14 protein-coding genes are annotated in these 15,157 nt (G+C 70.0%); 10 read left to right on the forward strand and 4 right to left on the reverse strand.

All coding sequences use genetic code 11. The features are described from left to right. Positions 1-32: 32 nt before the first annotated feature. The 10 genes from ABZT06_RS38950 to ABZT06_RS38995 are packed head-to-tail and all read left to right on the forward strand — an operon-like array spanning position 33 to position 10,005. The gene (locus ABZT06_RS38950; RefSeq protein WP_355752156.1) at positions 33-737 is read left to right on the forward strand and encodes an SAF domain-containing protein; all 705 of its coding nucleotides are present in this window, start codon (positions 33-35) and stop codon (positions 735-737) included. Positions 738-739: 2 nt separating this feature from the next. Beyond that, a complete protein-coding gene (locus tag ABZT06_RS38955) occupies positions 740-1,642 on the forward strand; it encodes a hypothetical protein (protein ID WP_355752158.1) in 903 nt (300 codons plus the stop codon). After that, complete coding sequence (locus tag ABZT06_RS38960; protein WP_355752160.1) at positions 1,635-3,227, forward strand: CpaF/VirB11 family protein; 1,593 nt, start codon at positions 1,635-1,637, stop codon at positions 3,225-3,227. The genes ABZT06_RS38955 and ABZT06_RS38960 overlap by 8 nt, the downstream gene beginning before the upstream one ends. Next, a complete protein-coding gene (locus ABZT06_RS38965) occupies positions 3,224-4,147 on the forward strand; it encodes a hypothetical protein (protein WP_355752162.1) in 924 nt (307 codons plus the stop codon). Before ABZT06_RS38960 ends, ABZT06_RS38965 begins: the two co-directional genes overlap by 4 nt. After that, entirely contained in the window at positions 4,144-5,043 is a 900-nt protein-coding gene (locus ABZT06_RS38970) for a type II secretion system F family protein (protein ID WP_355752164.1), read from the forward strand. The genes ABZT06_RS38965 and ABZT06_RS38970 overlap by 4 nt, the downstream gene beginning before the upstream one ends. A 48-nt stretch (positions 5,044-5,091) precedes the next feature. After that, the gene (locus ABZT06_RS38975) at positions 5,092-5,298 is read left to right on the forward strand and encodes a hypothetical protein (protein ID WP_355752166.1); all 207 of its coding nucleotides are present in this window, start codon (positions 5,092-5,094) and stop codon (positions 5,296-5,298) included. Between the two features lie 2 nt (positions 5,299-5,300). Continuing rightward, positions 5,301-5,717 carry a TadE/TadG family type IV pilus assembly protein gene (locus ABZT06_RS38980; protein ID WP_355752168.1) on the forward strand — a complete coding sequence of 139 codons (417 nt, stop codon included), beginning with the start codon at positions 5,301-5,303 and terminating at the stop codon, positions 5,715-5,717. Continuing rightward, positions 5,714-6,169, forward strand: a complete 456-nt coding sequence (locus ABZT06_RS38985; protein ID WP_355752170.1) for a TadE/TadG family type IV pilus assembly protein — start codon at positions 5,714-5,716, stop codon at positions 6,167-6,169. The genes ABZT06_RS38980 and ABZT06_RS38985 overlap by 4 nt, the downstream gene beginning before the upstream one ends. Before the next feature lie 53 nt (positions 6,170-6,222). Then, the gene (locus tag ABZT06_RS38990; RefSeq protein WP_355752172.1) at positions 6,223-6,609 is read left to right on the forward strand and encodes a hypothetical protein; all 387 of its coding nucleotides are present in this window, start codon (positions 6,223-6,225) and stop codon (positions 6,607-6,609) included. 3 nt (positions 6,610-6,612) lie between these two features. Next, entirely contained in the window at positions 6,613-10,005 is a 3,393-nt protein-coding gene (locus ABZT06_RS38995; protein WP_355752174.1) for a LysM peptidoglycan-binding domain-containing protein, read from the forward strand. Between the two features lie 27 nt (positions 10,006-10,032). On the opposite strand, the gene ABZT06_RS39000 is transcribed toward ABZT06_RS38995, so the two are convergent. The 4 genes from ABZT06_RS39000 to ABZT06_RS39015 all read right to left on the reverse strand — a co-directional run bounded on the left by ABZT06_RS39000 (position 10,033) and on the right by ABZT06_RS39015 (position 14,864). Further along, complete coding sequence (locus tag ABZT06_RS39000; RefSeq protein WP_355752176.1) at positions 10,033-10,473, reverse strand: hypothetical protein; 441 nt, start codon at positions 10,471-10,473, stop codon at positions 10,033-10,035. A gap of 186 nt (positions 10,474-10,659) precedes the next feature. Then, the gene (locus ABZT06_RS39005; RefSeq protein ID WP_355752177.1) at positions 10,660-12,528 is read right to left on the reverse strand and encodes a DUF2637 domain-containing protein; all 1,869 of its coding nucleotides are present in this window, start codon (positions 12,526-12,528) and stop codon (positions 10,660-10,662) included. A 218-nt stretch (positions 12,529-12,746) separates the two neighbouring features. After that, the gene (locus ABZT06_RS39010; protein ID WP_355752179.1) at positions 12,747-13,544 is read right to left on the reverse strand and encodes a ParA family protein; all 798 of its coding nucleotides are present in this window, start codon (positions 13,542-13,544) and stop codon (positions 12,747-12,749) included. A gap of 63 nt (positions 13,545-13,607) precedes the next feature. Next, a complete protein-coding gene (locus ABZT06_RS39015) occupies positions 13,608-14,864 on the reverse strand; it encodes a ParB/RepB/Spo0J family partition protein (RefSeq protein ID WP_355752180.1) in 1,257 nt (418 codons plus the stop codon). Positions 14,865-15,157: the final 293 nt, after the last annotated feature.

A 15,157-nucleotide genomic window follows, 5' to 3' on the forward strand; every position in this document is an offset into this window, starting at 1 on the left:
CGCCGCACGAGATCGAAGGGCCAGTCAGGCCGATGGACAGCACCCAGACCTCCTTTGCGCCGCGCGCCGACGCCTCGCGGCAGCCCGACCTGCCCGTCAGCACGGGAACGAAGAAACGATCCGGCCGTGCGTGGTCGGTCCCCGTTCTGCTCGCGCTGATCACGCTGCTCGGTGTGCTCGGCGGCGCGGTCGTCGTGGCGCGGGCCGGGGACCGCACCGACGTCCTCGCCGTCGCACGGGAGGTCCCGGTCGGCCAGCCGGTCACGGCGCAGGACGTGCGGGTCGTGTCATTCGCCGACGACCCCGGCCTGTCCCCCATCCCGGCCGCCGACCGGGCCTCGATCGTGGGCCGGCGCGCGGCCGTCGACCTGCACCCCGGTGACCTGCTCACCCGTTCGCAGCTGAGCGTGCGCGGGCTGGGAGACAGCGCGCAGGTGGTCGGGGTCGAACTCAAGCGGGGCTTTGTCCCCCGCGACGAGCTGCGGCCGGGCGACAAGGTGGCCGCGGTCGTCCTTCCCGCTCAGGGAACGGACACCCCGTCCACGGGCTCCGATTCCGCAGGCAGCGCCGCCCCGGATACGATCGAGGCGACGGTGCAATCGGTCGGCACCCCGGACTCGACCGGCGCCCTGGTCGTGAATCTGGTGGTGGATCCCGCGGACGGGCCGCGGCTGGCGACGAAGGCGGCCGCCAAGCAGATCGCGCTCGTACGGCAGCCCCGCCAGGGCGGGAGCTGATCGTGGCTCTGATCGCATTGGTGTCCGCGAAGTCGGACGGGGTGACCACCTCGGCTGCGGCGCTGGCCCTGGCCAGCCGCAGGCCGGTGCTGCTCGCCGAACTCGACATGGGCGGCGGGACATTGCGCCACGGCCTGTTGCGTGACGTTCCGCGCGGTGCACAGCACGAACGGCTCGACGGGAACATCGGCCTGCACCGGCTGCCGCAGGCCGACTGGGAACGCGCCAGTGATGAGCAGGACTTCACCCCGCAGGTGGCCCAGCATCTGTGGCCGATGGACGACAGTGACTACCGGGTCGCGCTGCCCGGGCTGATCGATCCGCGGCAGGCCGCTTCCCTGACGTCGACGTGGCCGACGCTGCTGAACGTGCTGCAGCTGACGGACCAGCAACTGCGCTGGGACGTGCTTGTCGACGGCGGGCGCATCGTTCTCGAGGGCGGGCGTCTGCACCCGGTGCTCTCCCCCGCTCTGGTCCTGCGCGAGGCTGACCTGGTGCTGCTGGTTGTCCGTATGACCGAGGAATCGCAGGCGCTCGCCTACCCGATGGTGCGGGCGCTGCAGGACGACCTCTCCACGCACGGGTCGGGGGCCCGGGCCCTTGGACTGCTCGTTCTCGGCGAGGGCTACCGTCCCGCCGACGTGGCCCGGAGCCTGGACGCGCCGGTGCTGGCCACGCTTCCGTGGGACGAGCCGGCCGCGGCCTATCTGCGCGCCGGCGGGCGGATGCCCCGCGGAGTGACGCGCTCGAGGCTGATGCGCGGCGCGCGCGACATGATGGCGCCGCTGCGGGAGCACGCCGACCGCAGGCGCCTGCACCTGCAGATGCGGCAGGTCCGGGCGGCCACTCCCGGGGTGGAACGGATCGTCCAGCAGCTCGCCCAGCGGGGAGCACGTCATGGCTGAACGGCTGCCCTTGAACGGCACTCACGGCCAGGGCGTGGCCACCCGGCTGGGGGGCCTGCTGTCCGAGCACGCGGCGCCCCGTACGTCCCCGCCTCCCGCCGCGCCCTCGGCCGCGGGGCCGGGGCCTGTGGCACCCTCGACGGGCCCGCGCCCCGGCCCGCCGGCGGCGGGAGTCGGGCCGGGCGACATCGGCGCGGCGGCAGCCCTGCCGGGGGCGCTTCCTGTGCCCTGGGGGGAGATCACGACGCTGCGGCAGCAGGTCGCCCAGGACGTCGACCAGGTCAAGAAGGAACGGCGCCAGGCCGGCGCCCCGCTGGGTGAGAAGGACCTGGAAGAGGTAGTGCGCGCCCGGGTGCGTTCGCGCGTCGCGGAGTGGGCGCAGACATGGTCCCTGAGGAACGCCCCGCTGTCGGGCGAGGAACTGGAGCGGGTCCGGACCGAGGTCTTCAACCTGATCTTCCTGGCCGGTGCGCTGCAGCGGGTCCTGGACCGGCCGGGTGTGGAGGATGTCCTGGTCGACGGCGACTGGATGTACATCGACTCCCACGGCACACCGCGCGAGCGGGTCCGCTCACCGTTCGCCAGCCGGTCGCAGGCGATCGAGTGGGTCAACCAGATGGCTGCGACGTCCGGGCACGGCGAGCGGCTGCTGTCGTACGCCACCGGGAAGGTCGAGTTCGACCTGCCGGACGGCTCCCGCGTGGCCGCGACACTGCTGACCGACGACGTGACGATCGCGATCCGCCGGCACGTGGCGGAGGCTGCCACGCTCGCCGACCTGGAGCGGTGGGGAGCCGTCGACACGATCGTCGCCGCGTTCTTGTCGACGGCGGTGAAAGCCGGGCTGTCGATCATCATCGCCGGTGACATGGCGACGGGTAAGACGACGCTGATGCGGGCCCTAGGCCGGGAAGTTCCCGCTCACGAACGGCTGGCGACGCTGGAGAGCGAACCAGAGCTGCGGCTGAACCACGACGACCCGGAGAAGCATGCGCATGTGCTGGCCTTCCGGACCCGGGAGGGCAACGGCGAGAAGGACGCCACCGGCCAGGTCACGCTCGCCGACCTGGTGCCCGTTTCCCTGCGCTACAAGGCCACCCGGGTCATGGTCGGCGAGGTCCGCGGCGATGAGGCCGTCGCCATGCTGGAGGCGATGATCGCGGGCGGTGCGGGCTCGATGTGCACGCTGCACGCCAAGGACCCCGAGGCCGTGATCGACCGGCTGATGGTGCCGCTGGCCAGAGCCGGGCTCAGCGAGCAGGCCGCGTACCGGCTCATCGCATCCGCCGTCGACCTGATTGTGTACGTGGACGCGATCGACGAGACCTCCCGCGGCGGCCAGGTGCACCGGTTCGTCTCGCACGTGTGGGAGACGGCCGGCCGCAGCGAAGGCGGCGGGGTCGCGCTGGCGCAGCTGTTCGCGCCCCGTGAGGACCAGGACGAGCCGCGGGCCCTGCCCACCCGGACCCCGATGAACGAGCGCCGGATGCGCAAGCTGGAACGCATGGGGTTCTACCGGCGCTGGCTGGCCGACTACCCGCAAGGGCAGTGGCGGCCGCTGCGCCGGGCGGGAGGTGCCGCGTGAGCCCGTCGTACCTGTCCGCCCTGGGCATGCTGGCCGGCGCGATCGTGGCCCTGGGCCTGGCCGGACTCGTCGCCGCGCTGCGCGGCTGGCGTCCGGCCGTGCGCGGGGCTCGGCCCGGCCGGGTGCGCGGCCGTCTGGTGCGGGCGGTGGGAGAACTGCCGCCCGCCTGGCGGGACAACTACCGCCTGCTGCTGGCTGGTGCCGCGGGTGCGGGCGCTGTGATGTGGGCGGTCACCGGGTGGCCGGTGCACGGGCTGCTGGCGTTCGCGGTGGTGGCCGGGCTGCCTTTCGTGCTGTACCCGGGCGGTTCGGGCCGTGCCGAGGTGGCCCGGCTGGAGGCGATCGCGGAGTGGCTGCAGCAGCTCGCCAGTGTGCGGGCCGGCGGCAAGCCGCTGGAGGCCACGATCGTGGAACTGGACACCGTGCCTGCGCTGTTGCATCGGCCGGTGGGCGCGCTGGCCGACCGGCTGAGTTCCGGGATGCCCGCCCGGTGGTCCTACCGGGCCTTGGCCGATGACCTGGCCAGCCGCATCGGCGACGACATCTGCCAGCTGTTCATGGACCACGTCACCAGCCGCGGCCCGGGACTTGCGCGCGCCCTGTCCGCGCAGGCCTCCCTGATCGCCCGGCAGGCCGCTGATCTGCGGGACATCGACGCCGAGCGCGCCAAAGCCCGCTCCGAAGCACGACGGGTGTCCCTCTTCGCGATCGCCGTGGTCGCCGTGATCCTCGTCAACGGCAGCTACTCCGAACCCTTTGCGACCCCGCTCGGCCAGCTCGGCCTGCTGGTGCTGGGCGTGCTGTTCGCCACCTGCCTGCTGTGGCTGCGGACGATGGCCCAGATGGAGGACGAGCCTCGCACCCTGCTCACCGCCGATGAACGCGCCAAGGAGCAGGAGAGAGAAGGTGAAGCGGCATGAGTCTGTCCGTGCCCGGAATGATGTTGGGAGGACTGACCGCGCTCGCCGGCACCCTCGCCGTGCGCAGCATGCTGGCCCAGCGGACCCCACTGGACCAGGTCCTGCGCCGCACCCACGCCCCGGGCCCGCGCACCGCGTCCACCAGGACCGCGGCGAAGGGACCCGCGCAGTGGGCGGACCGGGTCGGGGCCCGGCTGATGGAGACCGAAATGTTCGTGACCCGGCTGCCCGCCCGGGACCTGAACCTGCTGGAGATGGCGCCCGCCTCCCTGCTGGGCCGCTGCGCTCTGTATGCGCTGGGCGGGTTCCTCATCCCGCAGTGGATCATCTTCCTGCTGCGGTTGGGCGGTCTCACGCTGCCGTTCGTCGTGCCGGCGGCCGCCGGGCTTGGTGTCGCGCTGTTCATGGTGTTCAAGTGCCTGGACGATGTCCGTGCCAAGGCCACCGGTGCCCGTCTTGAGTACCGCTACTACATCGCCTCGGTCCTGGAGCGCGTCGCCCTGGCCCGCAACTCCGACGCCGGCGCGGCCGAGGCCCTGGCTCGGGCCGTGGCCGCGGGCGACGGACGTGCCGCGGTCCGGATCAGGGACACCGTCGAGCATGCCCAGCTGGCCGGGCTCAGCCCCTGGGACGCACTCGGCACTCTCGGCACCGAACTCGGCGTCCCCGACATCGCCCGCCTGTCCGCCAGCTTGTCCCTCGCGGGCGAAGAACAGGCCGCCGTCTACGACCAGCTGGAGTCCCAGGCCGAGGTCGTGCGCAGGGGACTGCTCTCCGACCGCAAGGAGCAGGCCAACGTGGCCACCGAGAAGATGCACGTCCCCTCGCTCGCGATCGTCTTCCTGATGGCTGTCTTCCTGCTGGCACCCGCCCTCGTCCGCATCCTGACGTTCTGACCCGCCCGCACGGTGCCGTCCAGCGCCGTGAGCCTCTGGAGGAAGAGCATGCACACCGTACGAAGCCGCTTCCGTCTCGTGCTGCGGGCAATGCGCCGGCATGGCGCGGTGATCCGCAGTCAGGCCAACGACCGTGGAGCCTCGGCGATGGAGTGGGGGCTGATCCTGGTCGCCGGGGGCACGATGGTCGGCGTCGTGTACGCGGCGGCCAACACCACGGTCGGCGAGAAAGTCACTCAGATTCTGGGCTTTTGAGCATGCCTGCCACACGCACACGCCTGCGGCGGCACCCGGCAGGCCGGCCGTGGTGGCGGGAGGACCGCGGCGCCACCGCCTTGGACATGTCGATGGTCGTCCCGCTCGCGTTTCTGCTGGTGTTCACCCTGATTCAGGGCGGTATCTGGTTCCACGGCCGGTCGGTGGCGCACCATGCTGCCCAGCAGGCCGTGGATGCGCAGCGGGCCTATGACGCCGCACCCGGGGCAGGGCAGGCGGCGGCCGGAGCGTTCCTGGCCCGGATGGGCGGCTCCCTGAACGGCACGGCCGTGAAGGTGAGCGACGACGGCGAGACCGTCTCCGTCGTGGTGGAAGGCAATGTGATCAACCTGGTGCCAGGGTGGAGCGGGCATGTGAGCCAGCGTGTCCAGGCTCCCGTCGAGCGGTTCCGGCCGTGAGGTGGCGTCTGTGGCCGGACCGGCTGGCGCGTGATGACCGCGGTAGTGCCGCGCTCAGTCTCGCGATGTTCGTGCCGGTGGCGCTGGTGCTGATCGGCTTCACCATCGCCTGCGGCCGCGTGGCGCTGGCCGAAGGTGTGGCTGATGCGGCCGCGCGGGACGCGGCGCGTACCGCCTCCCTGGCGAGCGACCCGGCCTCCGGCGAAGCAGAGGCCCGCCAGGCCGCGCAGACCAGTCTGGCCAACTCCGGGATCCACTGTTCCGGCATCAGTGTCGAGCTGGACACCAGCGGGCTGTCCGCACCGGTCGGGCAGGCCGCCCGGGTGACGGCCACCGTGTCGTGCACGGCGCCGCTGAGCGAGCTCGCGCTGCCCGGGATCACCGGATCGAGGACGCTCACCAGCACCAAAACATCCGTCGTGGACACCTGGGCAACCCGGGGCCGCTCATGACCAGATGGCGTCGCCGGCTTCGCATCCCTTCCACTCGCGGGGACCGCGGCAGCATGGAGCTGTTTTACGCAGGCACCGTGCTGATCGCGTTCCTGATCGTGGGCCTGGTCATTGATGGCGGGCTGGCCCTGGACCGGATGTCGGACGCCGACTACGTCGCGCAGGAAGCGGCGCGGGCCGGCGCGCAGCAGATCGACCCGGGCCGGGCCATCACCGGCGAGGCGATCGTGGTCGACCCGGACTCCGCCCAAACCGCAGCCCGCGCCTTCCTCGCCCGTGAAGGCGTCGACGGTGACGTCGCCATCGCCGGGGACGGACAGAGCATCACGGTGACCGTGCGCGACAACTACCGCCCCTACTTCGCGTCCCTGATCGGCGTCGGTGAGATGCCCGTGACGGGACACGGCACCGCTACCTTGCTGCACCAGCCCGGAGGCTGACCCATGCCCCACTCCCCCACGAACGGGCCCCGCCGGGAACGCTCTTGGCCACGGGCCGTCGTCCGCGGACTGTGCGCGTTGACCGCGCTGGCCGCTCTGGTCGCCAGTGTACCTGCGCTGCTTCTCGCCGTCGGCAGCCTGCCGGCGACCGTGCCGAGCCTGGACACTGTGCGCGATGCGCTGCTGAGTCCGGACGATGACGGCTCGGGATTGCTGACCACGATGACCGTGGCGGCGTGGATCGCGTGGCTGTGGCTCGTGATCCCGGTTCTGCTGGAGGTCGTAGCCGTGTTGGCGCGGCGGACGACTCCGCGGCTGCCGGGCATGGTGACCGGTCAGCGTCTGGCCGGGTTCCTGCTGAGCAGCCTTGTACTGGCGTCGCCCGCGGCCGCAGCCAGCGCCGCCACCCCGGCGGTCGCCGCCACCGCAACCCACCTGCCGTCGGTCGGCCCGGCGACGAGCAGCCAGCCGAGCACGCCGGCCAGGGCAATGACGCCGACAGCGACGGCCGAAAGCTCCCGGGAGTTCACCGTGGGGGCGGGGGACATCACCTGGTGGGAATTGGCCGAGCAGCTGCTGGGGGACGGCACGCGCTACGCCGAACTGCAGCGCCTCAACCCCGAAGTGCCCACCACGGCCACGGTGGTGCCGCAGGGCACGACCCTGCGCGTGCCCGGCCACACCGAGGGGCTCAGTGAGGCGGCCGAGGCGGGGTTCCGCACGCAACTCGCCTCGAGCACGCACGACACGCCCGCCGAAGGTCGGGACATGGTCATCGTGAAGGCTGGCGATTCCCTCTCGGAGATCGCGGCTGAGGAGCTCCACGACGGCAGCAGGTGGCCGCAGTTGTTCGAAGCCAGTCGGGGCAGGGAGCAGCCTGACGGCCTGCCGACGATCACAGATCCGGATGTGATCTATCCCGGGCAGCGGGTCACCGTGCCCGGGGCTGCATCCGAGCGACCGGAGCATCCCCGAGCGAACACAGGTGGCGGTTCCGGACCGGAGCACTCCACTCCCCCGGCCCCGGACAACAGCGCGCGGGAGCCGGGTGCCGGAGCAGGAGGTGCCCAGTCAACGGCTCCCAGTGGTTCCGCTGCCACGGGAACGAAGACTCCTACTCCCAGCGAGTCCAGCCGTCCGGCCGAGCAGCCGAGTCAGGGCGCCGAGTATTCCGGGCCTTCGACCGGCACCAGCGCGTCGTCCGTACCGGGATCGGGTGTGCCGTCGGCATCGGATGCGTCTACGGCGTCGACGTCCGAGACGCCCGCGTCGTCGCCTGCGAGTCAAGGGCTGCAGTTGCGGATGGTGCTGGGCGCCGGTGCGCTGCTTGCAGCCGCCGTGACCGGGGCCCTCGCCACGCGCCGCATGCTGCAGCGCCGTCGCCGCAGGCCCGGTGAGACGATCGCGATCGTCTCGGAGACCTCCTCTGCCGAAGCGCAGATGGCGGCCGCCGCCGAGCCCGAGGGATCGGGCCGACTGGATGTGGCCCTGCGGACGATGGCCCACCGGCTGGAAGACCAAGCCGGCCTGCCCCGGCTGCGGGCCGCTCGGATCGGGAGTCGCACGCTGGAGGTTCTGCCCGAGGACCCCGCGCTGCAGCCAGTGGAACCGTTCTCGGCAGGACGTGATGGCTGGTGGGTCCTGCCCGGCGACGCCCAGCTCCTGAACGAGGAGGCCGCCCGCGAAGTGGCGGCACCGTATCCGGGGTTGGTGACGCTCGGCAGCACCGCGAACGGCGAACTCCTGCTGGTGAACCTGGCCTTGTTGCCCGCGCTGCTGCTCGACGGCGATCCGACACGCATCGCGGAAGTGTGCACGTCCCTCGCGGTGGAGATCGGCATGAGCCCGTGGGGAAGTGTGGTCGAGGTCGTCGTCGTCGGCTTCGGTGAGGAACTGCCCCGGCTGCTGCCGACTTCTCGGATCATGCACATGCGGGAGGCCGGGCACGCCCTGCGGGATCTCTCCGAGCGTCTGCTGGAGGTGCACCAGATGCCGGAGACCAGCCACCACCCCTATCTGCTGCTGTGCGCTGCTTCTCTCGACGGGGACACGGCGTGGCAGATCGCCGACGTCATCGACAAGGCCCGGATCCCGGTCACGCTGATCGCACCGGCAGCCGCGGCGGCCGCGCACTTTCCTGATGCCGAGATCCTCAACGCCGACCTCGACGAGCCGCAGCCACTCGACTACGCCGGCACCGAGATCACGGTGCAGCGACTTGAGCGCGCCGCGTACCAGCAGATCGCCACGGCGCTCGCGGTCTCCGGGCAGCCCGCCGCGCCGGCCGAGGGGCCGTGGGAGGAGGTCCCGGACGAGCCAGAGCCCGAGGCGACGACGCCACCGGTTGGAGCGGAAACCGACGAGCAGGACGCTGGCGTCGGCACCTACGTCGACGACCTGTCCTCCGTCGCGCCGGTCGCATCGGCGACGGGGCACGACAGCGAGGTGTTCCCCGCCCTGTTGGCTGCCTCGGCGGACCCGGCCGGACTTCGTCTCCTGCCCACTGAGCCGCCTCAGGGACAAGATGATCCTGAGGACCAGGCGCTCACCGACAACCCGACAGAGGATGAAGCGCCGGCGGCAGTTCCTCGAGTCCCGGAGCCGCACGGCGCCACGGGTGCAGAGGAACCGGAGGCACACGACCTGCACGCCCCGGAGATCCGTGTCCTGGGCCCGGTCGAGGTGGACGGTGTGACCGCGTCAGGGCACGGTCCGCGGATCGCTCAACTCGCCACGTTGCTCTACTTCCGGCCCGGACGCTCCGCCGATGCGCTGTGCGCGGACATGGACCCGCTCGCTCCGTGGAGTTCGAGCACCCTCAACGCCCGCCTGCGTGGCCTGCGCAGTGCCCTGGGCAACGACCCCGCCGGCAACGCGTACGTTCCGCGCCGCCGCGCCGGCGACGACCCCTACCGGCTCTCCCCTGCCGTGCGATGCGACTGGCCGAAGTTCCTTCACCTCGCCGAACGCGCGCTGCCCCAGGGGCCTGCAGGGCTGCCGGATTTGGAGAAGGCCCTGGGGCTGGTCCGGGGACGTCCATTCGGATCGAGACCGCTGCCCTGGGCTGGTCCCTACCAGCAGGAGATGATCACGCGGATCATCGACGTCGCTCACACGGTGGCCACACACCGCACCCCGGCCGGCCCGCACCACGACCTCACTGCAGCCCGGCGGGCCATCGCGACCGGCCTCGACGTTGACAGCAGTGCCGAGCTCCTCTACCGGGACTGGATGCGGGTCGAACATGCGGCCGGGAACCGCTCCGGCCTGCACACCGCGATCACGCAGGTTCAACAGGTCAACAGGTCGCTGGACTGCGATCTCGAGATGGAGACGGAGCAGCTGATCAACGATCTCCTTCACGGGACCGGACCGGGGATGCGCAAGGCTCAGTAGACGGGTACGCAAGCTGCGCGGTGGGCACTACCGGTTGGTGGCTACGTCCCGGGCTGCGTAGGCGAGCAGCTCCCGCACAGCGGCCTCGTTCGACGCGGGAAGCCGAGTCTGCCAGGTCTGCCGCGTCTCCCTCACGGTCTGCGCAACTGCGTGCACGTGCCGGGTGAGATCGTCGTCCAGCGCACACACCTCCCCGCCCTGAGTGCGGCCGGTGACGACGACGGCACCGTGGAACGGGTACAAAGACATGCCGCGCCAGGCACTCGCGAGCGCCCAAGCGGTGAGGTTGCTGTCGAGGCCGATCACTCGCCCACGGCCGTGCATGTGCAGCAGGGCGTCCGGGCGGTACAAGCCTTGATCGACTGCCTCTGACGACCCGACGTGGTTTCCGATCGCGGTGCGCGCGCCGGACTCCGGGAGGTTGAGTGCGGTGACGGTGCCGGCCGGGGCGATGAGTAGGGCTCGCATAGATCCTCCCGAGTCCGAGGGTGGGGGCGCTCGCTGCGCAGGACACCGAAGGCGCAGGTTGGCCGAGGTCTGGGCTGCGCAATGATCAAAACCTGCGCAATGACCTGCTGACCTGGCACTTTCTGCGATTGCGCAGCATGCGAGCCGGGCCATCGTAGGTCATTGCGCAGGTGCCGGGCAGAGGCTTCATGGTCGGGCCTGCGCGTGGTGGTGGGTGAGTGCCTGCCAGCGCCGCTCGAAGTCCTCAACCTGGTCGGCGAGGTAGACGGTGGTGATGGGCTTGTTGTGCTGCGCAGTGATCCCGAGGGCAGCGCACTCCTGCGCAATGGCATCCAGCGACGGGGGGTCGTTGCGCAGACGGTGCTCGGCCCAGAGGTTGTAGATCCGGAACGGCAGCAGGTAGCGGCGCAGATTGGAAGGGCTGACCGGCTTCCCGCCGCGACCGTGCATCCCCTTCGTCGCAAGGAAGAGCGACAGCTGCTCGGCCTCCCGGGTCGAGGACTGCAGTTCCCCGCCGCTGTGCGTCTGGAACTCCGACCACGCGAGGTAGTAGCGATCGACCGTCGTGAGTTCGGCGGCCTCGGTAGCCGGCGCATCCGCGTCCTCGGTCGGCGCGTCGCTGATCTGAGCGCTCACGCGGGGACCCCGGGTGTCCTGGGCTGCGCGGGCGCCCACGCTGGCGGCAATGCCGTCCGGGTCTTCTTCACGCGGCTGAGGTACCCCGGCCGGCTCCCTGGTGGACGAGCCCTCTTCGGGGAACTCTCGCTGCTGGAACGCTGTGACGAACTCCTCCAGGTCTTCGCCCGTGATAGGGCGTTCGCCTGGGCCGGTGTTGTGGTCCCGTTCGTAGACGTATGCGGCAAGGGCGGCGGCGTCAGGGTATGACCCGTGGTCCTGGGCGTACGTGTTCCAGGCGTTGTAGAAGTAGTCGTGCCAGGACAGCTCGTTGTCTGCCTGCGGTGCGTCGACAGGCTCAGCCGCGGGCAGTGGCCCGTAGCGCTGCTTGAGGAGCCGGAGCAGGGGCTGCAGTTGTTCGTCGGTGAGGGGGTTGCCGGCCGCGGTGGTGATGCCGTGATCTTGGAGCCAGTGCGCGAACTGGGCGGCCGTAGGCTCGGTCTGGAAGTTCGCGATCCATGCCTGGTAGGCCTCGGCGAGACCCTCTGCCGTCTCGGCGCCCGCCTGGTCCCGCACGAGGGAGCGGTCCGGCTCCGCGGGTGAGGTCACGAGTTCGGGGTGTACTGCTCCCCTACTGCGCTGCTCCGCGGCTGCTGCGGCCTCAAGTTCGGGCTCCTGTCCGTGGATCGGGGCGGCCGGCGTCCGGTCAGCGGTGAAGGTGAACGCGATCGGCGGCTCGTCGATGCCTGCGGCGGCCAGGCCGGCGGGGGCCGTCTCGGCGAGGGGGACGCCGTAGCGAGCCAGACGGAGCGGCATCAGCGACTCGACCGGGGCCTTGCGTCGCCAGCCGCGGCCGAAGCGGGAGCGGAGGCTGGTTTCGTAGACGAGGCGTTCCTGTTCGAGCCGGATGACCTGCTCGTAGGAGCGGAGCTCCCACAGCTTCATGCGGCGCCACAGGAGGAACGTGGGGATCGGTGAGAGGAGCCAGCGGGTGAGGCGGACTCCTTCCATGTGTTTGTCGGCGGTGATGTCAGCGATCCGGCCGATCGCGTGGCGGGCGGCCTCTACCGCGACGACGAAGAGGACCGGGATGACCGCGTGCATGCCGACGCCCAGCGGGTCGGGCCAGGCCGCTGCGCCGTTGAAGGCGATGGTGGCCGCCGTAAGGAGCCAGGCCGTCTGCCGGAGCAGCGGGAAGGGAATGCGGATCCAGGTTAGGAGGAGGTCCAGGGCCAGAAGGACGCAAATGCCGGCGTCGATGCCGATCGGGAAGACGTTCGCGAAGGTCCCGAAGCCCTTTTGGATCGCCAGCTCACGGACCGCCGCATAGGAACCGGCGAAGCCGATCCCGGCGATGATCACAGCTCCTGCGACCACCACACCGATGAGGACCCGATGCGCTCGGGTCAGCTGGGGTATCACACCATTCCCCGCAGCCACGTCCCACTCCCTATCTACGCCTCGCAACTGAGCAGCTCTCACACTCCCACGATGTGTGGCAGGTTGTTGGGTTCCGGCGGCTGACCGTTGAGGATCGTCAGCGAAAAGTGATCGCTTGGGTGCTCCTCTCGCAGCCCGGCTGCTGCTTTACGCCGTAAACACGCGACCCCCGGCAAGGGCTCCGGGGGTCGGGTGGTGGTCTTTACGGCGTAAAGAACTCATCGGTACAGCTTCATCTGCCGACCGATCTTCGTGAAGGCCTTGGCGGCCCGGCAGTCCGGAGCGTAGAGCGTCACGGGCTGCCCGGCCGTGTATGCCTCGGGGACCTTGACATCGTCTCCGACCGTTTCCAGAACGATGTCGCCGTACGCCTCCCGGAGCTGGTCCTCCATGTCTTTGTAGACCTTGCCTTGCGACTTGTGATCGACGCCTTCACTGATGACCACCCAGTCGATGCCCGTGGGCATGCCGGTGTGGCCGTACGACTTAGCCACGTCGACGATCTTGTCTTCGAGTTCCGTGAGGCCCCGGGCCTCCTTCTCCTGGGACTTGGTACAGCCGACGACTTCGCCACCGGCGATGATCGCTCCTATCGTCGCGAGCTTCACGTCACCGGGGCAGTCGAAGATGATGACGTCGAAGCGCCCTCGGAGTTCCCCGATGAGTCGGTACATCCAGAGTTCCCGGGCGGTCTCCGCCGCGAGCTTGAACTCCAGTTCATCGAGCTTCTTCGACTCAAGGACGACCCACAGATTCGGGATCACTTCCTTGGTCTTGCTGTCCTTGGCTGGTAGGACCGCCTCGGCGAGTGAGCAGATCTTGTCCACCACGTCGTACAGGGTGGGGAGATCCTCATCTCCGTCCGGGTCGTCGTACCCGAGCAACCGAGAAATGTCCCGCTGTTTGTCGAGTCCGATGACGCAGACACGCTTCTTCTTCTTCGCTGCGGCGTAGGCCAGAGCGGCAGCGGTCGTCGACTTCCCGGATCCTGCGGAGCCGTTGGTGCACACGAGCACGCGGGTCTCCAGTCCCGTGTCCTCCGGGAGGTGAGTATCTGTGGTCACGAAGAGTCTCCGTCGTTACGCAGTGAGGGCGGGCTCGGCGTCGTCGGCCGGCTGGTAGTCGGAATGCGTGCCCAGCCAGTCCAAGTACGCGTTGGCGTGTGCGGCGTCGTTGCCGCCGTTACGCGCCATGTGGATCTCGCAGCGCGCGAGTGAGAGTGCGAGTGCGGCCCTCGCCTGTCGTCCCTTGCCCTCATCACCGGGAAGCGCCGGCAGGCTCAGAGATGAGGCACCGACGCCCGCTTCACTGAGCCACTGAGACGCGAGCGCGACAGCTTCATCCGGGTCGATTGAGGTCTGCAGGGCGATGATGTGGAGCCGGGATGCATCCTCACTGAAGTCATGGACAGCTTCCTGGCACGCTGCTCGCCGCGCCTTGGTGGCCTCGTCCAGTTCATCGCGCCCGGTGCCACCCTGCTTGGGGAGGCCCTTCGGTGCGTTCTTCCCGCTGGTGTCTTGTCCCTTGGCGCCGTCCTTCTTCTCGCCGGCGCTCTTCTCTTCGGCGGTCGTCTTCTCGCCGCCGTCGTTCGTGCGCCCCTGCGGCCCCTTGGGCTCAGCATCGCGAGCCGCAGTCAGTGCCTTGACTTCTTCCCAGGCCTTGAGCTGTTGGTCGCGGTCCTTGATCTTCCCGAGGTCGCGAGCCAACTCGATCGTCATGCCGTCGGTGCGCTGTTCCAGGGCTTCGCGGATCTCGGGCTGCACGTGATGCAGCCGTCGTCGTTGCGACACCCATCCAGCCGACTTGCCGAGCACCTTCGCAACGGCGTCGTACGTCCCGAACTCGGCCTTGAGTTCCTCGATGGTCGCAAGCTCCTCGAAGGGCTTGAGTTCTTCACGGGCGAGGTTTTCGGTGGCGGCTGCGACCAAGATGTCCTGGCGCGTCGTCGCCTTCCTGTTCACCAGGACCGGCAACTTCTCCATGCCCGCGAGCCGGGCCGCAGCGAGTCGCCTGTTGCCGCCGATGACGACGAAGCGGGCGTTTCCGATCGCATCCGCGTTCTCCGGGAAGGCCGTGGTGAACACGTCGGCAGGGACAGCGGCGACCGACTGGAGCAGGCCGAAGGACTCGTAGGTGCTGGCGAGGCCTTCAAGCCCCTCAAGCTCTTCACGCGCGTTGCGGGGGTTGTGAGCGAGCTCTTCGATCGCGACTTCGAAACCGTTGCCTGCATTCCCTTGCTCAGATGCACGCCGCTGCCGCTCTTCCTCGGCAAGCCGCGCCGCTTCTCGCGCCTTCCGTCGCGCCGCTACGGACAGCTCGTTTTGCGCCCCGGCCATTCACGCTCCTGGAGTTACTCGATGGGGTTCTCGGGCTGGAGCTTAACGAGGCGAGCGGCCCCTGGCTCGCACTCCCCCGGTCTTTACGCCGTAAAGAGGGGCTCGGCCGAGGTGGTGGCGGGCCCGGCATCCGCCACCGCGACCCTGCCCATCGCGTCAACTCGCCAATCGGCATCCTCCCGTTGAGCGCTAGCCGGCACCGAAGGAGCTGCACCCGCAAGGGGCCCCGCGTGCTGCGAGGCGAACGCTGTGGAGGAGGCTCCCGCTCGCGGCCAGGTCCAGCAGCCTCTTTA

Source organism: Streptomyces sp. NPDC005483 (assembly GCF_040606035.1).
Lineage (GTDB): Bacteria > Actinomycetota > Actinomycetes > Streptomycetales > Streptomycetaceae > Streptomyces.

Excerpts from the sequence above, each read along its gene's own strand:
- ABZT06_RS38960 (WP_355752160.1), top strand. The coding sequence starts at position 1,635 with ATGGCTGAACGGCTGCCCTTGAACGGCACTCACGGCCAGGGCGTGGCC.
- ABZT06_RS38970 (WP_355752164.1), top strand. The coding sequence starts at position 4,144 with ATGAGTCTGTCCGTGCCCGGAATGATGTTGGGAGGACTGACCGCGCTC.
- ABZT06_RS38975 (WP_355752166.1), top strand. The coding sequence starts at position 5,092 with ATGCACACCGTACGAAGCCGCTTCCGTCTCGTGCTGCGGGCAATGCGC.
- ABZT06_RS38950 (WP_355752156.1), top strand. The coding sequence starts at position 33 with ATGGACAGCACCCAGACCTCCTTTGCGCCGCGCGCCGACGCCTCGCGG.
- ABZT06_RS38990 (WP_355752172.1), top strand. The coding sequence starts at position 6,223 with ATGGAGCTGTTTTACGCAGGCACCGTGCTGATCGCGTTCCTGATCGTG.
- ABZT06_RS39015 (WP_355752180.1), bottom strand. The coding sequence starts at position 14,864 with ATGGCCGGGGCGCAAAACGAGCTGTCCGTAGCGGCGCGACGGAAGGCG.
- ABZT06_RS39000 (WP_355752176.1), bottom strand. The coding sequence starts at position 10,473 with ATGCGAGCCCTACTCATCGCCCCGGCCGGCACCGTCACCGCACTCAAC.
- ABZT06_RS38980 (WP_355752168.1), top strand. The coding sequence starts at position 5,301 with ATGCCTGCCACACGCACACGCCTGCGGCGGCACCCGGCAGGCCGGCCG.
- ABZT06_RS38995 (WP_355752174.1), top strand. The coding sequence starts at position 6,613 with ATGCCCCACTCCCCCACGAACGGGCCCCGCCGGGAACGCTCTTGGCCA.